Raw genomic sequence first — 22,075 nt, 5'->3', positions numbered from 1 at the left:
CCCCCGCCTCAATTCAGGTACTGGTTCAGGTCGCGCGAGAGGAATTTCCCGTGCGTCGTACTGCCCGAGAAGCCCGACGGCGACACCACCACGCGGCCGCGCGAGAGCACGGTCTCGACCTTGCCGGTGATCTCCAGGCCTTCGTAGGCCGAGTAGTCCACGTTCATGTGGTGCGTCTCGACCGACAGGGTCTGTTTCGCGGCCGGGTCGTAGATCACGATGTCCGCGTCCGAACCCGCCGCGATGACACCCTTGCGCGGGTACAGCCCGAACATCCGCGCCGGGGTGGTCGAACAGGTCTCGACCCAGCGGCCGAGCGTCAGCTCACCGGCGACGACACCCTGGTGCAGCAGGTCCATCCGATGCTCGACACCGGGGATCCCGTTGGGGATCGCGCGGAAGTCGCCGCGGCCGAGTTCCTTCTGGTCCTTGAAGCAGAACGGGCAGTGATCGGTCGACACCACCGAGAGGTCGTTGGTGCGCAGCCCTCGCCACAGGTCCGCCTGATGCGATTTCTCGCGCAGCGGGGGAGAGGCGATGTACTTCGCGCCTTCGAAATCCGGTTTCGCCAAGTCCTCGATGGACAGATAGAGGTACTGAGGACAGGTCTCCGCGAAGACGTTCTGGCCGTCGTCGCGCGCCTCCGCGACCGCTGCCAGCGCTTGCGACGCGGAGAGGTGCACGATGTACAGCGGCGCCCCGGTCACCTTCGCCAGCTGGATCGCGCGCGACGTCGCCTCGCCTTCCAGCTCCGGCGGCCGGGTGAGCCCGTGCTGGACCGGGTCGATCTTCCCGGCGGCGAACGCCTGCGCGGCCAGCTGGTCGATCGCGATGCCGTTCTCCGCGTGCATCATGATCGTGGCGCCGATCTCGCGCGCCTTCTGCATGGCCAGCAGGATTTCGCCGTCGGTGGAGTAGAACACCCCCGGGTACGCCATGAACATCTTGAAGCTGCCGACCCCGCCGTCCACACAGGCCTGCATCTCCTTCAACGACGAATCGTTGACGTCGGAGACGATCATGTGGAAGCCGTAGTCGATGGCGCAGTTGCCGTCGGCCTTCTCATGCCACTTGTCCATAGTGGACAGCAGGGAGGTGCCCTTGGCCTGGACGGCGAAGTCGATGATCGTGGTCGTGCCGCCCCACGCCGCCGCCGTCGTCCCGGTGCCGAACGAGTCGACGGAATGCGTGCCGCCGAACGGCATCTCCATATGGGTGTGCGCGTCGATCCCGCCGGGCAGCACGTACTTCCCGGTGGCGTCGAGGGTCTCGTCGGCCGGTCCGAGGGTGCCCGGTGCGCCGACCGCCACGATCGTCTCGCCGTCGACGAGGACGTCCGCCACGGACGCGCCGGCCGTGGACAGCACCTGCCCGCCGCTGATGAGGGTGGTCATCACGCCTCCGCGAGGGGTCCGTAGCTGTCGGGACGGCGGTCTCGGTAGAAGGCCCACAGGTCACGGACCTCGGCGAGCTGCGCCATGTCGAGGTCGCGGATGACGATCTCCTCCTCGGTGTCGGAAGCGGCCTCGCCGATCAGCTGGCCACGCGGGTCCGCGAAGTAGGACTGACCGTAGAAGTCGTTGTCGCCCAGTGGTTCCACGCCGACGCGGTTGATCGTGCCGACGAAGTACTCGTTCGCGACGGCGGCCGCGGGCTGCTCCAGCCGCCACAGGTACTCCGACAGGCCGCGGCTGGTCGCCGACGGGTTGAACACGATCTTCGCCCCGGCCAGGCCCAGCGCGCGCCAGCCTTCCGGGAAGTGCCGCTCGTAACAGATGTAGACGCCGATGCGGCCGACGGCGGTGTCGAACACCGGGTAGCCCATGTTGCCGGGCCGGAAGTAGAACTTCTCCCAGAAGCCCTTCACCTGCGGGATGTGGTTCTTGCGGTGCTTGCCGAGGTAGGTCCCGTCGGCGTCGATCACCGCGGCGGTGTTGTAGTACACGCCGGGCTGTTCGACCTCGTACATCGGGACGACGAGCACGACGCCGTGGCGTTCGGCCACTTCCTGCATGAGCTTCGTCGTCGGCCCGTCGGGGATGCCCTCGGTGTAGGAGTAGTAGTCGGTGTCCTGCACCTGGCAGAAATAGGGGCCGTAGAACAACTCCTGGAGGCAGATGACCTGGGCCCCCTGCGAAGCGGCCTTCCCGATGGCCTCGACCGCTCCCGCGATCATCGACTCCTTGTCACCCGTCCACCGCTGCTGGATCAATCCGGCTCGGACCAGGTCACTCACTCGCGTACTCCTTGCTTTCGACGGTGCCGGTATCGGCGGTGCGGTTGCGCGCGGTCTTGGTCAGCAGCAGGAAGACGACGAAGGCGCCCGCCAGTCCGACGACCCAGTTGTAGTCGTAGAGCGGTTTCAGGAACGGGATCAGCCCGTCGGCGGGGAATGGCCCGCCGTATGCGCCGCCGACCGACAGCACGGCGCCGACCAGCGTCGCGACCAGCGCGCGCCAGTTCCAGCCGCCGTTGAACCAGTAGACGCCGCGTTCGGTGTAGAGGTCCCGCAGGTTCAGTTCGGTGCGGTTGACCACCCAGTAGCCGGCGACGAGTACTCCGGCGACGGCGCCCAGGAGCCCGCCGTAGAAACCGAGCCACGCGAAGATGTAGATGTTCGGGTCGGAGTAGAGCCGCCACGGCTGGATGGCGATACCGATGATCCCGGTGATCAGCCCGCCGACGGCGAAGGTGATCTTCTTCGGGAACGCGTTGGAGAAGTCGTAGGACGGGCTGACCACGTTGGCCGCGAGGTTCGCCGACACCGTCGCCAGCACCAGCGCGATCAGCGCGACCACGACGACGACCGGGGAGTCGAACCGGTCGGCCAGTTTCGCCGGGTCCCAGATCTGCTCGCCGTAGAGGACGCTGCCTCCTGAGGTGGTCAGGATCGCCACGATCGCGATGAAGGTCATCGTGGTCGGCAGGCCGAGGAGCTGACCGCGGACCTGCTTGCCCTGGCTGCCGCCGAAGCGGGTGAAGTCCGGCATGTTGAGCGAAAGCGTCGACCAGAACGCGATCATCGCCATCAACGCCGGCGCGAACACCTTCCAGAAGTCCGGGCCCCAGCCGAGTTTCCCGGGCTCGGACAGGATCGGGCCGAGCCCGCCCGCCTTGACCAGCACGTAGCCCAGCAGGATCAGGAAACCGACCGACACCAGCGGCGCCGTCCAGTTCTCGAACTTCCGGACCGCTTCCATGCCGCGCCAGATGATGAGCATCTGGAACAGCCAGAACAGGCCGAACGAAAGCCACAGCGTCCAGTGCTGGCCGAGGACGATCGTGGAGTCCTTCCAGGCGGAGCCCGTCAGCCGTCCGACGATGATGTAGACGGCCTCGCCACCGACCCAGGTCTGGATGCCGAACCAGCCGCAGGCGATGAACGCCCGGAGCAGCGCCGCCAGGTTCGCGCCGCGCATCCCGAAGAAGGCGCGGGCGAACACCGGGAACGGGATGCCGTACTTCGTCCCGGCGTGGCTGTTGAGCAGCATCGGGACGAGCACGATCAGGTTGCCGATGGTGATCGTGAGCAGCGCCTGCACCCAGTCCATACCGAGGGCGATCAGCGACGCGGCGAGCGCGTACGAGGGGATGTTGTGCGCCATCCCCATCCACAGCGCGAAGTAGTTGTAGGTGGTCCAGGTCCGTTTTTCCACCGGGACCGGGGCGAGTTCCTCGTTGAAGAAGCGGCTGTCCTTGAGGGACTCGACCTCGCCGAGTTCGACCCGGCCATCGGGATGCACGAGCTGTGTTCCGCGTGCCGTCGGCTCCATTGCGGAATCGTGCTCGTCCTCGCCGCGCGGGTGGGACTGGCAGACTGTTCACCGTTGGTCGCGTCGGAACGCACACTGTCGATTGCGTTCGGCGGCCCCTGGTGCATGACCTGCGTCACACACACGGTCGTAGCAATCCGGCAAATTGGCTGAAACATCTCCACAAGATCTCCACAGCTCACCCGAATGGTCTCCACGCCCGGTGCTTAAAGTCATCGCCATGGAACTGGGAGGACGCCGGGTGCTCGTCGTCGAGGACGACGTGACGATCGCCGAAGCCCTCGCCGCGCGCTTGCGGGCCGAGGGCTTCACCGTGGACCTGGCGCACGACGGCCCGACGGGGGTCGAAGCCGCCGTCGCGCAGGAGCCGGACCTCGTGGTGCTGGACGTGATGCTGCCGGGGTTCGACGGGCTCGAGGTCTGCCGCCGGATCCAGGCGCGCCGCCCGGTCCCGGTGCTGATGCTGACCGCCCGTTCGGACGAGACGGACATGCTGATCGGGCTCGGCGTCGGCGCCGACGACTACCTCACCAAGCCGTTCTCCATGCGGGTGCTCTCGGCCAGGGTGCACGCGCTGCTGCGTCGCGTCGAGCGCTCCGCCCGGGCCGACGTGACCGACGCGGGTACGAAGATCGTGCTCGGCGACCTCGAGATCGACATCGAACAGCGGCGGGTCTCGCGGGCGGGCATCCCGGCCCAGCTGACGCCGATCGAGTTCGATCTGCTCGTCCACTTCGCGAAGCGCCCGAGGGCGGTGCAGCCGCGGGAACGGCTGCTGAGCGAGGTCTGGGACTGGGACGTCGCGGGCACCGGCTCGGGCACCCGCGCCGTCGACAGTCACATCAAGGCGCTGCGCCGCAAGCTGGGGGCGGACCTCATCCGCACCGTGCACGGCGTCGGCTATGCCCTGGAGGTGGGATCGTGAAGCTGCGCCCGCTGCTCGGCCGGATCATCGACGCGCTCCCGAGACCGCTCGACCCGGTCCGCTCCATCAAGCTCAAGCTCGCGATCCTGCTGGTGTCCTCGGGCGGTATCGCGTTCGCCTTCTTCAACTGGCAGATCGGCTGGCTACCGCCGCGCACCACGATCGCCGCGATGGTGCTCGCCGTGGTCACCTCGCAGATCCTGGCGCACGGGATGACCAGGCCGCTGCGCGAGATGACCGCCGCCGCCCGCGCGATGGCCAAGGGCGACTACACCCGCCGGGTCCGCGCGACCGCGCGGGACGAGGTCGGCGAGCTTTCCCACGCCTTCAACCAGATGGCCGCCGACCTCGACGCCTCCGACCAGCGGCGGCGCGAGCTGATCGCGAACGTCTCCCACGAACTCCGCACGCCGATCACCGCCTTGAACGGGGTGCTGGAGAACCTGGTCGACGGGGTCGCGAAACCCGATCCGGCGACGCTGAAGACCGCGCTGCAGCAGACCGAACGGCTCGGCAAGCTGGTCTCGGAACTGCTCGACCTGTCCCGGATCGACGCCGGCGCGTTCCCGCTGCAGCTGGAGGAGTTCGACCTCGAACTGCTCCTGGACGAGGTCGCCGCCGAGGCGGGGGTGACCTCCGCCGCGACCGGCCGCGGCGTGCGGTTCGCCGTCGACGTCCAGCCGCCCGGCGCGATGGCCGTCGCCGACCGCGGCCGGCTCTACCAGGTCGTGGTGAACCTCCTCGACAATGCCGTCCGCCACGGACCGTCCGGTGGCGAGGTCCGGGTGCGGGCTGTTCGCCGGGAGGGCGAGGACGGCGCTGTCGTCATCGAGGTCGAAGACGAAGGACCCGGGATCCCGCCGGGGGAGCGGGACAGCGTGTTCGAGCGGTTCACCCGCGGCGAGCGGGCGGGGGGCGGGGGCACCGGCCTCGGCCTCGCGATCGCCCGATGGGTGGTCGACCTGCACGACGGCAGCATCGCCGTGGTCACCCCGGAAGAGCAGCCGGGCTGCGTCATCCGCGTCGTCATCCCCGTGCCCTAACGCCGCTTCGGTCTTCTTCGGCGGCTCCCCACACCCTGCGCTATGTGCATTCGCAAACGTACTGAGAGGAAATCATGAGCGAAGAAGAAGAGGAAAAGCAGGCGCACGCCACGCCGCCCGCGACCACGTCAACGACCACCCTGCCGACTGCGCCGACTGCACCGCCGGTGCCGTCAGCGACGCGGGCGCAGGTGCCGGTGCTGATGCGGCCGGTGGCGCCGCCGAAGTCGGCGATCGTCCCGCTGCCCGGTTCGGTGCTGCCCGCGGCGGTCGCGGCCGGGCTGATCACCGCCGTCGCGCTGCCGCTGGACCGGCCCGGCGTCGGCTGGTTCGTGGCCGGGCTGGCCTTCGCGGTGGCCGTCTACTTCGCCGACAGGCGGGCCCGCTGCGATGCCGAACCGCACTTCGGCGTGGGCAGCGCGTTGTGGGCGGCGGCCGCGCTCGGGCTGCTCGCGGTCGGCATGATCCGCGGGTCGCTGTGGCTGAACGTGTTGTGCGTCCTGGCCGCCTGCGTCGCGGGTTCCCTCGCCGTGGTCGGGAAACGCACCATGAACACGATCATCTACGACGTCTTCGCGGTCCCGATCGAAGCGATGCTCTCGATCCCGTGGATCGGACGCGGTGTCGCGAAACTCGGCAAGAAGCCGGGGAACCGTTCGAAGCCGAGGTTTCTGGTCCCCGTGCTGGCGAGCGCGGTCTTGCTGCTGGTGTTCGTCCCGCTGCTGCGCGGTGCGGACGCCGCGTTCGCGAGCGTCGTCGACGCGGTGATCCCCGACCTGAACCCGGATACCTTCGTGCGCTGGGGTTTCCTCTTCACCGTGGCCGCGTTCGCCGTCGCCGGGGCCTGCTACCTGCTGGCGGCGCCGCCGCTGCCCGCGGACGACGAGGTGCCCCGCAAACGGCTCGCGCACCGGCTGGAATGGGCACTGCCGCTGGGGGTGCTCGTCCTGCTGTTCGCGAGTTTCGTCGCGGTCCGCCTGGTCGTGTTGTTCGGTGGTACCGAATACGTCCTGAAGACGAGCGGCCTGACCGCGGCCGAATACGCCAGGAGCGGGTTCTGGCAGCTGTCCGCCATCACCGTGCTGACCCTGCTGCTGGTCGCGGCGGCGCTGCGATGGGCGCCGAAGTCCTCGGCGGCCGATCGCGGATGGCAGCGCGGACTGCTCGGCGTGCTGAGCGTGCTCAGCCTGGTGCTGGTCGCGTCCGCGTTGAGTCGCATGTGGACATACCAGCAGGCGTACGGGTTCACCGTGCTGCGGCTGCTGGTCGAGGTCTGTGAACTCTGGATCGGCGCGATCTTCTCGCTGGTCCTGGCTTCGCTGATCCCGTTGCGTTCGGCATGGCTGCCGCGCGCGGCCATCGGTGCCGCCGTCGTGGCCCTGCTGGGGCTGGCCGTGCTCGACCCGGAACGGTTCATCGCCGACCGCAACATCGACCGGCTCACGGCGGGCCGGACGCTCGATACCGACTACCTGTCAGGGTTTTCCACCGACGTCGTACCGGCGGCGGACCGGCTCCCGGAGCCGCTGCGGTCGTGTGTGCTCGGGCCGGTCGTGATGAGGATCTCCGAAGATGATTGGCGTGAATGGAACCTGAGCCGGTCCCTCGCGCGTCAGAGCCCCGTTGCCACAGCGGACGGGGCGAGGTGTTCCTTCCCGGCCCGTCGCTGAGCCGCGGCACCACTGCCTTGATCGCCCTCCTGGGGGTGAGGGCGATCAAGGCGGTGGTCGAGTGCGGCGGCGACCGCCGGGCCACCGAGGGGGAGGCCCGGCGGCCGCGTCAGGGCCGGTCAGAAGGTGAAGACGCCGTCCGACTCGGTGTCGGCGACGCAGCGGTTCGCGTAGGACGTGCGGTAGGTGACCGGTTCCCCACGCCACTTGCCGACGGCGGAGACGTCCACCGGGGCGTATTCCAGCGTGCAGGCCCGCGGCTCCCCACGGAGCCGGTCGAATTCTCCGTCCACTTTGGACAGACTGTCGCAGGCGTCGCCGCGCTTCGGGTGCGAGCCCCCGAGAGGCTGGCAGCTGAGCGAGACGGTGCCGGTCCGGCCGCTGGGCTCGTGGCTGGTCAGCTGAAACGTGGACTCGGCGGGCTGTGCCGGGGTGAGGCAGGCCAGCGCGAGCATGCAGGCGCCGATCGGTTCGAAGAAAGCCATACCAACGCTATCGGCTGACATGACCCGGTGACTGTGTTCCACGCTTGGGTGAGATTTGCTCACCCGGACGTGTGGTCGTCGTCCGCTCGAATGTCGTGTGCGAGCAAGGCGACGTAGAGGGAGAGCATCGATTCCGGGTCTTCCAGCCGCACCCCGAGCACCTGCTCGATCCGGGCCAGCTGCTGGTAGTAGGCGGTGCGGGAGGTGTGCGCGGCCGCCGCCGCGGCCGATTTGTTGCCCCCGTGCTCGCAGTAGTGACGCAGCGCTTGCACCAGCCGGCTGCCCTGCGCGGCGTCCCGGCTCAGCAGCGGGCCGAGCTCCCGCGCGGCGAACGCGGTGATCCGCTCGTCCCCGGCCAGCAGATGCAGCAGCCCGCGCAACCGGACGTCATCGAGGCGGTGGACCACCCGGTCCTTGTGCTCGGTGAGCGCGGCGGCCGCGACCTGGGCGGCTTCGACGAGTGTCCGGCGCGCCTCGGCGGGCCCGGTGCCCGTGGTCCCCGCCGCGACCACGGCGGGCGCACTGGAACGGGCTTCGTGGACGTCGGTGGCCAGCCGCTGCAGCACCGTGTCGACCCCCGCCTCCGGCGACAACGCGATCAGCGCGCGCACCAGGGTGTCGTCGGCGGCCACCAGCGCGGACACCTTGGCCCGCCGCGCGGCGAGCGCGGTCGCCTCGGCGAGCTCCCGCAACAGCACCGGCGTCGACAGCGCGGTCCTGGAGGTCGCGGTGATCCGGGGCCGCACGGCGACGCCCACCAGAAGCCGTCCCGTCAGCGGGACGCCCAACGCGGAGGCCCGCGCGGTCAGTTCGGCGGGCGGCACCGGGTTCGCCAGCAGTTCGGTCAGGATCGCGCGGTGTGCCTGGCGTTCGAGGCTGTCGGTGTCCTTGGCGACCAGCCGGTGGACCGCGAGCGCGGACGCGGCGCGTTCGGCGACCACCACGTGCCGGTGCGGTGGCGGATCCCCGCACACCACGATCAGCCGTCCCCAGTCGTGCCCGCGCGCGCCGACCACGGTGACCAGCCAGCCCGCGCCCGCGTGGAACCCGGTCCGCTCGCCGACCTGCACCGGTCGTGACCGGGACGGCCAGCCGGGCAGCAGTTCGCCGGCGTCGGTGCCCGCCGTGTCGTAGGCCAGTACTTCGTGCGAGAGCGTCTCCAGCACGACGGGATGTTCGGTGAGCCGGGCGACCTCGCGCAGGATGTCGCCGGGTTCGGCGCCGGCGACCGTCAGCGCGGTGAAGGTCTCGTGGACCCGTTCCGCCGCCCGGAGTTCAGCGACCTGGGCGTCGACGATCAGCCCGTTCACCGCTTCGGTGACCGACACGAAGCGCGTTTCCCGCGAAAGGGTCACCAAGGGGACTCCGTGGTGGTCCGCGGCGTCGACGAGCGCGGACGGCAGCTTGTCACTCCAATGACGGACGAGTTCGACCACGAGCCCGGCCACCCCGACCCCGGCGAGATCGGCGACGTAGCGGGCGAGCGCGGCGCCGTCATCGGGCAGCGCGACCCCGGTGGTCAGCACGAGTTCCCCGCCCCGCAGCAGATGGGCGATGTCCGCGACCTCGGCGACGTGCGCCCAGCGGACCGGCGTGTCCAGCCCCGCCGCACCCGCCACCACATGGGGCCTGCCCTGGCGCAGCACCGGCAGCGCGAGCACCTCGGCGACGGTCGGGTACATCGGCCTCCCACCTGGTCGGAACGCAGGAGACAGACTGTACGGCCGGGAACGCGAGTCCGTACACGTTGCCGATGGCGTCGGTGTGGCGTGCGCACCCAGACTCGACCGGAGCAGTCATCCCGGACCAGGAGGGCACCCGTGACCGACCGCACCACCGAACGCATCAACCACTGGATAGACGGCAAACCGTTCGAAGGCGTGAGCGAACGATCCGGTGACGTGTTCGATCCGGCCACCGGACAGGTTCGGGCGAAGGTCTCCTTCGCCGGCCAGGACGACGTCGAAACCGCCGTCGCGGCCGCTTCCCGGGCACTCCCGGGCTGGCGCGGGACGTCGCTGGCCGGGCGGACGCGCGTGCTGTTCGCCTTCCGCGAGCTGCTGACGGCCCGGCGCGACGAGCTGACGAAGATCGTCACCAGCGAGCACGGCAAGGTCGAATCCGACGCCGCCGGCGAGATCGCCCGGGCCATCGAGAACGTCGAGTACGCCTGCGGCGCGGCGCAACTGCTCAAGGGCGGCTTCAGCGAGAACGCCTCCACCGGCGTCGACGTCTACTCGATCGCGCAGCCGCTGGGCGTGGTCGGCGTGATCTCGCCGTTCAACTTCCCGGCCATGGTCCCGTTGTGGTTCGTGCCGAACGCGCTCGCCTGCGGCAACACCGTCGTGCTCAAGCCGAGCGAGAAGGACCCGTCCGCGGCGGTGTTCATCGCGGAACTGTTCGCCGAGGCGGGCCTGCCCGACGGCGTCCTCAACGTCCTGCACGGTGACAAGGTCGCCGTCGACGGCCTGCTGGAACACCGCGACGTCAAGGCGATCTCGTTCGTCGGGTCGACGCCGATCGCGAAGTACGTCTACGAAACCGGGACCAGGAACGGAAAGCGCGTCCAGGCGCTCGGCGGGGCGAAGAACCACATGGTCGTGCTCCCGGACGCCGACCTCGATCTCGCCGCCGACGCGGCCGTCTCCGCGGGCTTCGGCTCGGCGGGGGAGCGGTGCATGGCGGTGTCGGTCGTGGTCGCGGTCGACCCGGTCGGCGACGAACTGGTGGCGAAGATCGCCGAACGGATCACCCGGCTCCGCGTCGGCGACGGCAGGCGGCCCACGTCGGAAATGGGCCCGCTGGTCACCGCCGCGCACCACGAACGCGTCGAGTCCTATGTGGACGCCGGTGTCGAGGCGGGCGCGAGGCTCGTCGTCGACGGCCGCGGTGTCGAGGTCGACGGCGAGGACGGTGGGTTCTGGCTCGGCCCGACACTGTTCGACCACGTGACCCCGGAGATGTCCGTCTACACCGACGAGATCTTCGGCCCCGTGCTCACCGTCGCGCGCGCCGAGGGCTACGACGCGGCGCTGGACCTGATCAACGCCAACCCCTACGGCAACGGGACCGCGATCTTCACCAACGACGGCCGGGCCGCGCGGCGGTTCCAGAACGAGGTCGAGGTCGGGATGGTCGGCGTCAACGTGCCGATCCCGGTGCCGGTCGCCTACTACTCGTTCGGCGGATGGAAGGACTCACTGTTCGGGGACAGCCACGCCTACGGTCCGGAAGGGTTCCACTTCTTCACGCGGACGAAGGTCGTCACTTCACGGTGGCCGGACCCTTCGCAGGGCGGAGTGAACCTCGGATTCCCGCGCAACAGCTGAAGTCGCGCTTCCGGCCGAGTGTTCCGAGTCCGTGAAGGCCTCCTTGAGGGACTCAGAGTCCCTCAAGGAGGCCTTCACGGACTCGCGGTACCGACCCAGCTCGACGTGCCTCCGCGCAACAGTCTGAAGTCGCGTGAGGGCCACCCGCAGGGACTCAGAGTCCCTGAGGGTGGCCCTCACACGCGTTCGGGAGGCAGGGTGGACGGAGTCAGCCGACGCAAGCTTCAGGAGGCGCCATGTCCGCACAGCCCGCACGCAGCTCCGGAACGTTCGCACTCGGCGGTGACCTGCCCGTCGTCCGGCTGGGTTACGGGACGATGCAGCTCACCGGCTCCGGGGTCTGGGGCGACCCGAAGGACCCTGACGAGGCCGTACGCGTCCTTCGCCGCGCAGTCGAGCTCGGGGTCACGCTGATCGACACCGCCGACTCCTACGGCCCGTTCGTCACCGACCACCTCATCAAAAAGGCACTTCACCCGTACGCCGACGACGTCGTCATCGCCACCAAGGCCGGCTTCACCCGGCAAGGACCCGGCCAGTGGACCGTGGTCGGCAGGCCGGAGTACCTGCGCCAGCAGGTCGAGCTGAACCTCCGCCACCTCGGCGTCGAGCGCATCGACCTGCTTCAGCTGCACCGCATCGACCCGCAGGTGCCGGTCGCCGATCAGCTCGGAGTGCTCGCCGACCTGCGGAAAGAGGGCAAGATCCGGCACATCGGGCTGTCCGAGGTCAGCGTCGCCGACGTGGCCGAGGCGCAGAAGACGGCGCCGATCGTGTCCGTGCAGAACCTGTTCAACCTGGGCGACCGCGGCGCCGAGGCGCTGCTCGACCACTCCACCGAGCACGACATCGCGTTCATCCCCTGGTTCCCGCTGGCCACCGGCGAGCTCGCGGGGAAGGACAGCCCGCTCACCGCGCTGGCGAAGGAACACGGCGCCTCGCCGTCGCAGCTCGCGCTGGCTTGGCTGCTGAAGCGTTCGCCGGTCGTCCTGCCCATCCCGGGGACGTCGTCGGTCGCGCACCTGGAGGACAACGTCGCCGCCGCCGAGATCGAGCTGACCGACGCCGAGTTCGAGGCCCTTTCCGCGGCCGTGAGCTGAAGGGGACCATCCTCGGGCACCATGCCTTCCGTAAACTCGTTGTGAGGACGAGCCGAGGGAGGTGCGGGTGGCCAACGCGGAAGAGCGCCGCTTCGAAGTGCTGCGCGCGATCGTCGCCGATTACGTGTCGAATCAGGAGCCCGTCGGTTCCAAGGCGATCGTCGACAGGCACAACCTCGGTGTGTCCAGCGCCACCGTGCGCAACGACATGGCGGCGCTGGAAGAAGAGGGCTACATCACACAGCCGCATACCAGCGCGGGCCGGATCCCCACCGACAAGGGGTACCGGCTCTTCGTCGACCGCATCGCCGAGGTCAAACCGCTGAGCACGGCCGAACGCCGGGCCATCACGATGTTCCTCGACAGCGGCACCGACGTCGACGACGTCCTGCGCCGGTCCGTGCGGCTGCTCGCGCAGCTGACCAGGCAGGTCGCCGTCATCCAGTACCCGATGATGACGAACTCCGCGGTGCGTCACCTGGAAGTGGTACCGCTCACCCCTGCCCGGCTGATGCTGGTGCTGATCACCGACTCCGGCCGCGTCGACCAGCGCACGGTCGACCTCGGCGACGTCATCACCGAGGAGAACGTCGGCAGGCTGCGCACGGTGCTGAACGGCGCGCTCGCCGGCCGCCGTCTGACCGAGGCAGCGGCCTCGGTCGCCGAACTGCCCGAAAAGGCACCCGGCGAACTGCGCGACAACCTCACCCGGGTCTGTACCGTGCTGGTGGAATCACTGGTGGAGCACCCCGAAGAGCGGCTGGTGCTGGGCGGCACCGCGAACCTCACCCGCAACGTCTCGGACTTCCCCGGATCATTGCGTCAGGTGCTGGAGGCGCTCGAGGAGCAGGTCATCGTGCTCAAGCTTCTCGCGGCCGCCCGCAACCCCGGTGCGATCACCGTGCGCATCGGTGAGGAAAATGAGGACGAGCAGATGCGCAGCACCTCGGTGGTGTCCATCGGCTACGGCATGGACGACATGCTGCTGGGCGGAATGGGTGTCGTCGGACCGACCAGGATGGACTACCCGAACACCATCGCCGCGGTGCGCGCGGTGGCGAACTACGTGGGGCAGATCCTCTCCGGCCGCTGAGCGCGGCGGTGAGGTCGAAGTCAGAAGGAGAAGGCGAAGACGGTGGCGAGGGACTATTACGGCATTCTCGGGGTGGCGAAGAACGCGTCTGATCAGGAGATCAAGCGCGCCTACCGCAAGATGGCCCGAGAACTGCACCCCGACGTCAACCCGTCGGAGGACGCCCAGCACCGCTTCGGTGAGGTGACCACCGCCTACGAGGTGCTGTCGGATCCGCAGAAGCGCAAGATCGTCGACCTCGGCGGCGACCCGATGGACAGCGGTGCCGGACGCGGAAGCGGCAGCGGAGACCCGTTCGCCGGCTTCGGCGGTCTCGGCGACATCATGGACGCCTTCTTCGGCGCCGCGGGCGGCGGTGGCGGCCGCGGCCGTGGACCGCGCAGCCGCGTACAGCCCGGTTCGGACGCGCTCATCCGCCTCGGCCTGACACTCGAGGACTGCGCCACCGGTGTCGACCGCGAGATCACCGTCGACACCGCCATCGTCTGCGACCTGTGCCGCGGCGCCGGCGCGACCGAAGGCACCAGCACCTCGACCTGCGACACCTGCGGCGGCGCCGGCGAGGTCCAGTCCGTGCAACGGTCGTTCCTCGGCCAGGTCGTCACCGCCCGCCCCTGCCCGGTCTGCCGCGGCTTCGGCGAGGTCATCGCCGACCCCTGCCGCCAGTGCGGCGGCGACGGCCGCGTCCGCGCACGCCGCAACGTCACCGCGAAGATCCCGCCGGGCGTCGGCGACGGCATGCGGATCCGGCTCTCCGGCCAGGGCGAGGTCGGCCCCGGCGGCGGCCCGGCAGGCGACCTGTACGTCGAGATCGACGAGACACCGCACGAAGTGTTCGTCCGGCAGGGCAACGACCTGCACTGCAACTTCCGCATCCCGATGACCACCGCCGCCCTCGGCGCCACAGTGCCCATCGAGACCCTCATCGACGGCGACTACGAACTCGACATCGAGCCGGGCACCCAGCCCGCGACCGAACTCGTCCTCACCGGCAAGGGCATGCCGCGCCTGCGCTCCTCCGGCCGCGTCGACGGCCGCGGCGACCTGCACGTCCACATCGACGTCGTCGTCCCGACCAAACTCGACGACGCGCAGCGCGACCTCCTCATCGACCTCGCCCAGCAGCGCGGCGAGGACGTGCCCTCACTGTCGTCCAACGGAGCCAAGCCAGGCGGGCTGTTCTCCAAGCTGCGCACCAAGAACCACCGGTAACCATGCCCGACACGACGCTGCCGGTCTTCCTCACCGACACCCTGCCCGGCTCCGGGCACACCACGCTCGACGGTGAGGAAGCCCGGCACGCCGCCACCGTCCGGCGCCTGCGCGTCGGAGAACGCCTCGTGCTCTCCGACGGCGAAGGCGGCATGGCACGCTGCGTCGTCGAAGCCGTCCAGACAGGCCGCGACGCCACCCTCACCCTCACCATCGAAGAACACTGGACCGAGGAACCCCCCGCACTACGCGTCCTCATCGCCCAAGCCCTCGCCAAAGGCGACCGCGGCGAACTCGCCGTCGAACTCGCCACCGAAGCCGGCGCCGACGCGATCATCCCCTGGCGCGCCACCCGCAGCATCGCCCGCTGGGAAGAAGGCACCCGCGGCGACAAAGCCCTCGCCCGCTGGCGCGCCACCGCCCGCTCCGCCGCCAAACAAGCCCGCCGCGCCCACACCCCCGAAGTCACCGAACCCGCGAACACCCGCGAACTCGCCGGACTCATCCAGACCGTTTCCCGCGCCCTCGTACTCGAATCCGGCATCACCACCCGCCTCACCGAGATCGAAATCCCGCCACAAGGCGACATCCTCCTCATCGTCGGCCCCGAAGGCGGCATAACCGACGACGAACTCGCCACCCTCACCGACGCCGGCGCAACCGCCATCCGGTTGGGCCCCACCGTTTTACGCACCTCCACCGCCGCCGCCGTAGCCCTCGGCGCACTAGGAGTTCTCACAGACCGCTGGAAGTGAAAAAACACCCCACAATTTTGCGGCGAGTTATGGCGCGATCACACAAACAGCCGTTACTCTCGTTAACTGACGCGCAACACACGGTTTCGGTGCGCCACTGGGGAGAACAACACCGGTCGGCGCGCGTGAATCCCCGCCGGGCACCTCCCCCCTCGGTCCGGCGGAGCCGCGGCGACGGTGGAGCGACCCCCAGGCTCCACCGCGCCGCGGCGTCTTCATTTGGGGGCTTCGCATACTTCGCTTCGCTACGTTGCTGCGCCCCAAATTTCGCGCCGCGGCGCGGTTCCGCGTATCTCCCGGGGGGCCGAGCCCCCCGGACCCCCACGGTGCGTCCGGCGGCGGTTGGCAGGTGGCGAACGGCGTAGGGCCTGGCGGCCCTCGCCTCCGAAGCGAAGCGTAGGGCCTGGCGGCCCTCGCCTGGTGAGTGGTCGGTCCGGTCCGTCTTCCGCGGTCGCCCCTACTCCGGCGCTGTGCGCCGTCGTGGGCTCGTGAGTGGGGCGGTCGACTCTCGCAAGTAGTCCTCTAATGGCGGTGGTGCGTAGTGCGAACGAACGCCATTAGAGGACTACTTGCGGCGGTGCAAGTCGTCCTCTGGTGGCGGGGATAGGGTGGGGGGATGAGTGACGCGGAGACGTTGTTCGAGCGGATCATCGCGGGCGAGATCCCGTCCGAGAAGGTGTACGAGGACGCGACGACGTTCGCGTTCCGGGATATCGCGCCGCAGGCGCGGGTGCATGTGCTCGTGGTGCCGAAGAAGCGGTACCGGAACTTGGCGGAGGTGGCCGCGGGGGACCCGCAGGTGCTGGCCGATATCGCCTTCAGCGCTCGCAAGGTCGCGGAGATCGAGGGGATCGCCGAGACCGGGTACCGGGTGGTGTTCAACACCGACGGTGACGCGGGACAGACCGTGTTCCACGTGCACGCGCACGTGCTCGGCGGCGAGCAGCTGGGTCATTTCGGCCGCTGAAGGTCACGGCCAGGAGAAACCGGACTGCGTGCCGACACCCGCAACCAGTAGCATCGGCTTTGTCAGAGTCGTTGAAAATCGCAGCGTAAGCAGGAAGAAGGCCCGACGCCACGTGGCCGGTACCGTACCGGGTGAAGCCGCCCGTCCCGACGTTCCCGAGGACGTCACCGCAACGAAGGCCGAAGAGGCCACCGTCAGCGAAGCGGCCCAGTCCCGATTCCCCATCCCCGACGCCGCCGCGCTCAGCCTGCTCGGGTCGAGGGACGAAAACCTCCGCGTCGCCGAGGAACTCCTCGCCGCCGACGTCCACGTCCGGGGCAACGAAGTCACCTTGACCGGCGCCCCGGCCGACGTCGCCTTCGCCGAGCGCGTCTTCGCCGAACTCGTGACACTCGCCGGCAAGGGCCAGCAGGTCGACCCGGCCACCGTCCGCCGCACCGTCGGCATGCTCTCCACGGGCGATCACGAATCGCCCGCCGAAGTGCTGAGCATGAACATCATCTCCCGGCGCGGCAAGACGATCCGGCCCAAGACGCTGAACCAGAAGCGCTACGTCGACGCGATCGACAAGAACACCATCGTGTTCGGCGTCGGCCCCGCCGGAACCGGCAAGACCTACCTCGCCATGGCCAAGGCCGTCCAGGCCCTGCAGGCGAAACAGGTCACCCGCATCGTGCTGACCCGTCCCGCGGTCGAAGCGGGCGAGCGCCTCGGCTACCTCCCGGGCACGCTCAACGAGAAGATCGATCCGTACCTGCGCCCGCTCTACGACGCGCTGCACGACATGGTCGAGCCCGAGTCGATCCCGCGGCTCATGCAGGCGGGCACCATCGAGATCGCGCCGCTCGCGTACATGCGCGGCCGCACCCTCAACGACGCCTTCATCATCCTCGACGAAGCACAGAACACCACGCCGGAACAGATGAAGATGTTCCTCACCCGGCTCGGGTTCGGCGCCAAGATCGTCGTCACCGGCGACATCACCCAGGTCGACCTCCCCAGCGGCCAGAAGAGCGGCCTGCGGGTGGTCAAGGACATCCTCGAAGGCGTCGAGGACGTCCACTTCGCCCAGCTCACCAGCCAGGACGTGGTGCGGCACAAGCTCGTCGGCGACATCGTCGACGCGTACGAGAAGTGGCAGGCGCTGCAGGACAGCCAGGGCCAGGGCAGCGGCTGGAAAGGGCAACGCCGTTCATGAGCATCGAGATCGCCAATGAATCGGGCGTGAACGTCGACGAGACCTCGATCGTGTCGGCCGCCCGGTTCGCGCTCGACAAGATGGAGGTCAGCCCGCTCGCCGAGCTGTCCATCCTGCTCGTCACCCTCGAGGTGATGGAAGACCTGCACGAACGGTGGATGGACCTGCCCGGTCCCACCGACGTGATGGCCTTCCCGATGGACGAGCTCGACTCGTCACGCCGCCCGGACGCGCCCGACGCCTCACCCGCGCTGCTCGGCGACATCGTGCTCTGCCCGGCGTTCGCCAAGGACCAGGCCAAGACGGCCGGGCACGGGCTGATGGACGAGCTGCACCTGCTCACCACGCATGGCGTGCTGCACCTGCTCGGCTACGACCACGCCGAACCCGCCGAGGAACGCGAGATGTTCGGCCTGCAGAAGCGGATCCTCGCCGAGTTCCAGGCGGCCGTCGCCGCGGTGAACCGGCGCGACGCGCAGCGCACCGCGGACGACAGGCTCCTCGGCACGGCCGGTCTGGACATCGTGCCCGCCGAAGAACCCCCCGCCTAGGCGGTTCGCGGAACATGGGAAGTCCCACGGCACTGCTGGTCATCGCCATCGCGCTGATCCTGCTGGCCGGGGTGTTCGCGGCTGCGGACGCCGCGGTCAGCACGGTCTCCAAGGCCCGCGCCGACGGTCTCGTCCGGATGGGCCGTCCCGGCGCCAAGCAGCTCGCGCTGGTCATCGCCGAACGCCGTCGCCACATCAACCTGATCCTGCTGCTGCGGATGACCTGCGAGCTGACCGCCACCGTGCTGGTCACCGTGGACATCCTCGGCTGGATCCGGCCACTGTGGCTCGCCGTCCTCGTCGCCGGTGGCGTGATGGTCGTGGTGAGCTACGTGCTCATCGGCGTCGGCCCGCGCACCCTCGGCCGCCAGCACCCGTACCGGATCGGCCTGGTCGTCGCCGGCCCGGTCCGGATCCTCGGCTCGGTTCTCGGCCCGCTCAGCAGGCTGCTGATCGTCCTCGGTAACGCCATCACCCCCGGCCGCGGTTTCCGCGAAGGCCCGTTCACCTCCGAAGTCGAGCTGCGCGAACTGGTCGACCTCGCCCAGGAACGCGGCGTCGTCGAGGAATCCGAACGCGAGATGATCCACTCGGTGTTCGAGCTCGGCGACACCGTCGCGCGCGAGGTCATGGTGCCGCGGACGGAGATCGTCTGGATCGAGCACGACAAGACCGTGCGCCAGGCGCTCGCGCTGGCCCTGCGCACCGGGTTCACCCGGCTGCCGGTGATCGGCGAATCCGTCGACGAAGTGGTGGGCGTGGTCAACATCAAGGACCTCATGCCCGCCTATATGGCCGAGGGCGGTGCGCAGCGCCGGGTCGAAGAGCTGATGAACCCGGCGAGTTTCGTGCCGGATTCGAAGCGGCTCGACGAGCTGCTCAAGGAGATGCAGGTCTCGCACAACCACATGGCGATCGCGGTCGACGAGTACGGCGGCACCGCGGGCCTGCTCACCATCGAGGACGTCCTCGAGGAGATCGTCGGCGAGATCACCGACGAATCCGACACCGACGAGCGCCCCGAGGTCGAAGAGCTGGAGAACGGCGCGGTCCGCGTCTCGTCCCGGCTGTCGGTCGACGACCTGGGTGAACTGTTCGGGATCGACCTCGAAGACCACGACGTGGAGACCGTGGGCGGGCTGCTCGCCGAGCGACTGGGTAGGGTCCCGCTGCCGGGGGCCGAAGCCGAGGTCGCCGGACTTCGGCTGTTCGCCGAAGGCGGTAAGGACCGGCGCGGGCGGATGCGGATCACCACGGTGGTCGTCCACCCCGCCGACGCGGACGCGGTGAACGACGCAGCCCAGGGCAGGCGTCGCACCCGGGTCCCCCAGCCCGATGAAAGTGACAGGAGTGTCGAACATGCCTGAGCTGGACGCCGAGGACCAGAAGCTGGTGACGCTGGCCCGGTCCGCGCGAGCCCGCACCCAGGCAGCCGAGGGCGCCGCGCTCCGCGACACCGACGGCCGCACCTACGCGGCGGGCACTGTCGATCAGCCGTCGTTCAAGCTCACCGCGCTGCAGGCCGCCGTCGCCGCCGCCGTTTCGAGCGGAGCCGAAGGAATCGAAGCCGCCGTCGTCGTCAGCGCCGAGGGCCTGCTCAAGGAGGCCTCCGTGCACGCGGTACGCGATCTCGCCGAAAGGGCGCCCATTTATCTCACCGATCCCAGTGGCAAGGTGCTGAACTGATGGCCGAGCCGCATCGCTCAGGATTCGCCTGTTTCGTCGGCAGGCCGAACGCCGGGAAGTCGACGCTCACCAACGCGCTCGTCGGCAGCAAGGTGGCGATCACCTCCAGCAAACCCCAGACCACCCGCCACGCCATCCGCGGCATCGTCCACCGCGACGACGCGCAGCTGGTGATCATCGACACACCGGGCCTGCACCGGCCGAGGACGCTGCTCGGTGAGCGGCTCAACGACATCGTCCACTCGACATGGTCCGAAGTGGACGTTGTCGGGCTTTGTGTGCCCGCCAACGAAAAGGTCGGTCCCGGTGACCGGTTCATCGCCGCCGAGCTGAAGAAGATCGCCCAGCGCACGCCGGTGGTCGGGATCGTCACCAAGACGGACCTCGTGCGGCCCGAGCAGGTCGCCGAGCAACTGCTCGCCCTGCAGGAGGTCATGGAGTTCACCGACCTCATCCCGGTGTCCGCTGTGGACGGTTTCCAGGTCAGCGCGCTCTCGGACCTGCTGGTACGGCACATTCCCGAAGGCCCGCAGCTGTATCCGGGCGGCGAACTGACCGACGAACCCGAGCAGACGCTGGTCGCGGAACTGATCCGTGAGGCCGCGCTGGAGGGTGTCCGGGACGAACTCCCGCACTCGATCGCCGTCACCGTCGAGGAAATGCTGCCGCACGAGGGCAGGGACGACATGATCGACGTGCACGCGTTCCTCTATGTGGAACGACCGAGCCAGAAGGGGATCATCCTCGGGCACAAGGGTGAGCGGCTGAAGGACGTCGGCGCGCGCGCCCGGCAGCAGATCGAGGGGCTGCTCGGCACGAAGGTGTACCTCGACCTGCACATCAAGGTCGCCAAAGAGTGGCAGCGCGACCCCCGTCAGTTGAGGCGACTGGGCTTCTGACTGAACGGTATGTCTCGATTCGGTCGCGGAGACCGGTTGATGATGTGGAACCGGACGGCTCACCTTAGAGTCTCACTCTCGACCCCCGGTGATCGCTGATCGGGCAGTGACGTGCGGGTCGGCTTGCACATCATCATTCGTGAAGGGAAAGCGGTAAATGACCGACAACCAGGGCCTGCCCAACTACTCCGGCGACCCTCAGGGCGGTGGCGGCTTCAACAACCCCGGACCGCCGCCCAACAACAACCTGGTGTGGGCCATCCTCACCACGATCCTCTGCTGCCTCCCCTTCGGTATCGTCGCGATCGTCAAGGCGAACCAGGTGAGCAGCCTCTGGGCGCAGGGACAGCCCGCGGCGGCGCAGGAGGCGGCCGACGCTGCCAAGAAGTGGTCGATCATCGCGGCGATCGTCGGTGCCGTGCTCGGCATCCTGTACGTGCTCCTGCTCGTTCTCGGTGTCTTCGCGGCTTCGACCGACATGAGCAACTACCGCTGATAGAGGCGACCGAGGGGGAGACCTCATGACAGACCAATACCCGAACTACCCGCCTCCTGGCGGGCCTCCGCCGCAGCAGCCGTACTACGGCGGAATGCCGAGCTATGGCCCTCCACCGGACAACAACCTGGTGTGGGCGATCCTGTGCACGGTGTTGTGCTGCCTGCCGCTGGGTATCGTGTCGATCGTGAAGTCGAGCCAGGTGCAATCCCTGTGGGCTCAAGGTTTCCACGCGGAAGCGCAGAAGGCCGCCGACGACGCCAAGAAGTGGGCGATGTGGGGAGCGATCGCCACCGGCGGTCTCTTCGTGCTGTACATCATCTTCGTCGTCGTCATGATCATCATCGGCGCGTCGGCGGGAAGCTTCACGCCGTGACGACCGTCTACACGGGATTCCCGGCGCGCGGGCTCAGAGCACGAGCCCGCGCGCTGGGGCCACCGTTGGCAGTCGCGGCCGGAGCGGGAATCGGCTGCGTCGCCATCTGGCTCGGCGACCCGACCACGCCGGGCGGGCCGCTTCCGATCTGTCCCACCAAAACGCTGCTGGGCATCGCCTGCCCCGGTTGCGGTGGGCTGCGCATGACCTACAGCCTGTTGCACGGCGACATTCCCGCCGCGCTCCACTACAACGCACTGTCCTTTGTGGTCATTCTGCTCTTCGTCTGGAGCACCACCGCCTGGGCGGTCGGCAGGCTCCGCGGCCGAGCGGTCGACAGCTGGCTGCACTGGCGCTGGACACCGATCTCGTTCGGTGTCGCGTTCGTCGTCTGGTTCGTCATCCGCAACCTGCCGTTCGCCCCGTTCACCTCGCTCTACGTCTGAGCACCGGGCCGCGGCCCGGATCGTCGGTGGTACCGAGTACGCTCCCGCGCACCGGCCTGCTCTGGTGCGCC

General features: G+C 68.9%; 22 protein-coding genes. 17 read left to right on the top strand and 5 right to left on the bottom strand.

The window, feature by feature from the left end:
* Positions 1 to 8: 8 nt before the first annotated feature.
* From hydA to ACLJRL_RS21600, 3 genes are read right to left on the bottom strand one after another with little or no spacing between them, the layout of a single operon-like run.
* A complete protein-coding gene (hydA, locus tag ACLJRL_RS21610) occupies positions 9 to 1,394 on the bottom strand; it encodes a dihydropyrimidinase (protein WP_410658049.1) in 1,386 nt (461 codons plus the stop codon).
* Positions 1,394 to 2,236: a nitrilase-related carbon-nitrogen hydrolase gene (locus ACLJRL_RS21605; protein WP_184901468.1), complete on the bottom strand. Its 843-nt coding sequence runs from the start codon at positions 2,234 to 2,236 to the stop codon at positions 1,394 to 1,396. The genes hydA and ACLJRL_RS21605 overlap by 1 nt, the downstream gene beginning before the upstream one ends.
* Entirely contained in the window at positions 2,229 to 3,773 is a 1,545-nt protein-coding gene (locus tag ACLJRL_RS21600) for an NCS1 family nucleobase:cation symporter-1 (protein ID WP_410658048.1), read from the bottom strand. Before ACLJRL_RS21600 ends, ACLJRL_RS21605 begins: the two co-directional genes overlap by 8 nt.
* A gap of 241 nt (positions 3,774 to 4,014) precedes the next feature.
* On the opposite strand from ACLJRL_RS21600, the gene ACLJRL_RS21595 reads away from it, so the two are divergent.
* From ACLJRL_RS21595 to ACLJRL_RS21585, 3 genes are all read left to right on the top strand, one after another.
* Positions 4,015 to 4,698 (top strand): response regulator transcription factor, encoded by a 684-nt coding sequence (locus tag ACLJRL_RS21595; protein ID WP_410658290.1) that lies wholly within the window; start codon positions 4,015 to 4,017, stop codon positions 4,696 to 4,698.
* A complete protein-coding gene (locus ACLJRL_RS21590) occupies positions 4,695 to 5,741 on the top strand; it encodes an ATP-binding protein (protein WP_410658047.1) in 1,047 nt (348 codons plus the stop codon). Before ACLJRL_RS21595 ends, ACLJRL_RS21590 begins: the two co-directional genes overlap by 4 nt.
* Before the next feature lie 74 nt (positions 5,742 to 5,815).
* Positions 5,816 to 7,411, top strand: coding sequence for a DUF4153 domain-containing protein (locus ACLJRL_RS21585; RefSeq protein ID WP_410658046.1), 1,596 nt, complete (start codon positions 5,816 to 5,818; stop codon positions 7,409 to 7,411).
* A gap of 119 nt (positions 7,412 to 7,530) precedes the next feature.
* Here the strand turns inward: ACLJRL_RS21585 and ACLJRL_RS21580 are convergent, their stop codons facing one another.
* Positions 7,531 to 7,896: an SSI family serine proteinase inhibitor gene (locus ACLJRL_RS21580; protein WP_410658045.1), complete on the bottom strand. Its 366-nt coding sequence runs from the start codon at positions 7,894 to 7,896 to the stop codon at positions 7,531 to 7,533.
* Between the two features lie 59 nt (positions 7,897 to 7,955).
* On the bottom strand, positions 7,956 to 9,578 hold the full coding sequence (locus ACLJRL_RS21575; protein WP_410658044.1) for a PucR family transcriptional regulator: 1,623 nt from the start codon (positions 9,576 to 9,578) through the stop codon (positions 7,956 to 7,958).
* A 138-nt stretch (positions 9,579 to 9,716) separates the two neighbouring features.
* Here ACLJRL_RS21575 and ACLJRL_RS21570 point away from each other — a divergent pair, with 138 nt between their 5' ends.
* From ACLJRL_RS21570 to ACLJRL_RS21505, 14 genes are all read left to right on the top strand, one after another.
* Entirely contained in the window at positions 9,717 to 11,225 is a 1,509-nt protein-coding gene (locus ACLJRL_RS21570) for a CoA-acylating methylmalonate-semialdehyde dehydrogenase (protein WP_410658043.1), read from the top strand.
* Positions 11,226 to 11,461: 236 nt separating this feature from the next.
* Complete coding sequence (locus ACLJRL_RS21565) at positions 11,462 to 12,325, top strand: aldo/keto reductase (RefSeq protein ID WP_410658042.1); 864 nt, start codon at positions 11,462 to 11,464, stop codon at positions 12,323 to 12,325.
* A gap of 67 nt (positions 12,326 to 12,392) precedes the next feature.
* Positions 12,393 to 13,418: a heat-inducible transcriptional repressor HrcA gene (gene hrcA / locus ACLJRL_RS21560; RefSeq protein ID WP_410658041.1), complete on the top strand. Its 1,026-nt coding sequence runs from the start codon at positions 12,393 to 12,395 to the stop codon at positions 13,416 to 13,418.
* A 42-nt stretch (positions 13,419 to 13,460) separates the two neighbouring features.
* The gene (gene dnaJ / locus ACLJRL_RS21555) at positions 13,461 to 14,630 is read left to right on the top strand and encodes a molecular chaperone DnaJ (protein WP_410658040.1); all 1,170 of its coding nucleotides are present in this window, start codon (positions 13,461 to 13,463) and stop codon (positions 14,628 to 14,630) included.
* A gap of 2 nt (positions 14,631 to 14,632) precedes the next feature.
* Positions 14,633 to 15,385, top strand: a complete 753-nt coding sequence (locus ACLJRL_RS21550; RefSeq protein ID WP_410658039.1) for a 16S rRNA (uracil(1498)-N(3))-methyltransferase — start codon at positions 14,633 to 14,635, stop codon at positions 15,383 to 15,385.
* Positions 15,386 to 16,001: 616 nt separating this feature from the next.
* Positions 16,002 to 16,352 carry a histidine triad nucleotide-binding protein gene (locus ACLJRL_RS21545; RefSeq protein ID WP_410658038.1) on the top strand — a complete coding sequence of 117 codons (351 nt, stop codon included), beginning with the start codon at positions 16,002 to 16,004 and terminating at the stop codon, positions 16,350 to 16,352.
* A gap of 112 nt (positions 16,353 to 16,464) precedes the next feature.
* On the top strand, positions 16,465 to 17,550 hold the full coding sequence (locus ACLJRL_RS21540; protein ID WP_410658037.1) for a PhoH family protein: 1,086 nt from the start codon (positions 16,465 to 16,467) through the stop codon (positions 17,548 to 17,550).
* A complete protein-coding gene (gene ybeY / locus ACLJRL_RS21535) occupies positions 17,547 to 18,101 on the top strand; it encodes an rRNA maturation RNase YbeY (protein ID WP_410658036.1) in 555 nt (184 codons plus the stop codon). Before ACLJRL_RS21540 ends, ybeY begins: the two co-directional genes overlap by 4 nt.
* 14 nt (positions 18,102 to 18,115) lie before the next feature.
* On the top strand, positions 18,116 to 19,468 hold the full coding sequence (locus ACLJRL_RS21530; RefSeq protein ID WP_410658035.1) for a hemolysin family protein: 1,353 nt from the start codon (positions 18,116 to 18,118) through the stop codon (positions 19,466 to 19,468).
* Entirely contained in the window at positions 19,461 to 19,787 is a 327-nt protein-coding gene (locus ACLJRL_RS21525) for a cytidine deaminase (RefSeq protein ID WP_410658034.1), read from the top strand. The genes ACLJRL_RS21530 and ACLJRL_RS21525 overlap by 8 nt, the downstream gene beginning before the upstream one ends.
* On the top strand, positions 19,787 to 20,686 hold the full coding sequence (gene era, locus ACLJRL_RS21520; RefSeq protein WP_410658033.1) for a GTPase Era: 900 nt from the start codon (positions 19,787 to 19,789) through the stop codon (positions 20,684 to 20,686). The genes ACLJRL_RS21525 and era overlap by 1 nt, the downstream gene beginning before the upstream one ends.
* Positions 20,687 to 20,843: 157 nt before the next feature.
* Positions 20,844 to 21,182 (top strand): CD225/dispanin family protein, encoded by a 339-nt coding sequence (locus ACLJRL_RS21515; RefSeq protein ID WP_410658032.1) that lies wholly within the window; start codon positions 20,844 to 20,846, stop codon positions 21,180 to 21,182.
* A gap of 25 nt (positions 21,183 to 21,207) precedes the next feature.
* Positions 21,208 to 21,558, top strand: coding sequence for a CD225/dispanin family protein (locus tag ACLJRL_RS21510; protein ID WP_410658031.1), 351 nt, complete (start codon positions 21,208 to 21,210; stop codon positions 21,556 to 21,558).
* Positions 21,555 to 22,004: a DUF2752 domain-containing protein gene (locus ACLJRL_RS21505; RefSeq protein ID WP_410658030.1), complete on the top strand. Its 450-nt coding sequence runs from the start codon at positions 21,555 to 21,557 to the stop codon at positions 22,002 to 22,004. Before ACLJRL_RS21510 ends, ACLJRL_RS21505 begins: the two co-directional genes overlap by 4 nt.
* Positions 22,005 to 22,075: the final 71 nt, after the last annotated feature.

This window comes from Amycolatopsis sp. lyj-112, from assembly GCF_046549055.1.
Lineage (GTDB): Bacteria > Actinomycetota > Actinomycetes > Mycobacteriales > Pseudonocardiaceae > Amycolatopsis.
The sequence above is the reverse complement of the archived record's forward strand: the minus strand, read 5'-3'. Positions and strand labels throughout refer to the sequence as shown.

Coding starts and splice junctions, on each gene's coding strand:
- ACLJRL_RS21600 (WP_410658048.1), bottom strand. CDS start 3,773: ATGGAGCCGACGGCACGCGGAACACAGCTCGTGCATCCCGATGGCCGG.
- ACLJRL_RS21550 (WP_410658039.1), top strand. CDS start 14,633: ATGCCCGACACGACGCTGCCGGTCTTCCTCACCGACACCCTGCCCGGC.
- ACLJRL_RS21515 (WP_410658032.1), top strand. CDS start 20,844: ATGACCGACAACCAGGGCCTGCCCAACTACTCCGGCGACCCTCAGGGC.
- ybeY (WP_410658036.1), top strand. CDS start 17,547: ATGAGCATCGAGATCGCCAATGAATCGGGCGTGAACGTCGACGAGACC.
- ACLJRL_RS21545 (WP_410658038.1), top strand. CDS start 16,002: ATGAGTGACGCGGAGACGTTGTTCGAGCGGATCATCGCGGGCGAGATC.
- ACLJRL_RS21510 (WP_410658031.1), top strand. CDS start 21,208: ATGACAGACCAATACCCGAACTACCCGCCTCCTGGCGGGCCTCCGCCG.
- ACLJRL_RS21575 (WP_410658044.1), bottom strand. CDS start 9,578: ATGTACCCGACCGTCGCCGAGGTGCTCGCGCTGCCGGTGCTGCGCCAG.
- ACLJRL_RS21580 (WP_410658045.1), bottom strand. CDS start 7,896: ATGGCTTTCTTCGAACCGATCGGCGCCTGCATGCTCGCGCTGGCCTGC.
- ACLJRL_RS21525 (WP_410658034.1), top strand. CDS start 19,461: ATGCCTGAGCTGGACGCCGAGGACCAGAAGCTGGTGACGCTGGCCCGG.
- ACLJRL_RS21530 (WP_410658035.1), top strand. CDS start 18,116: ATGGGAAGTCCCACGGCACTGCTGGTCATCGCCATCGCGCTGATCCTG.
- ACLJRL_RS21585 (WP_410658046.1), top strand. CDS start 5,816: ATGAGCGAAGAAGAAGAGGAAAAGCAGGCGCACGCCACGCCGCCCGCG.
- era (WP_410658033.1), top strand. CDS start 19,787: ATGGCCGAGCCGCATCGCTCAGGATTCGCCTGTTTCGTCGGCAGGCCG.
- hydA (WP_410658049.1), bottom strand. CDS start 1,394: ATGACCACCCTCATCAGCGGCGGGCAGGTGCTGTCCACGGCCGGCGCG.
- ACLJRL_RS21565 (WP_410658042.1), top strand. CDS start 11,462: ATGTCCGCACAGCCCGCACGCAGCTCCGGAACGTTCGCACTCGGCGGT.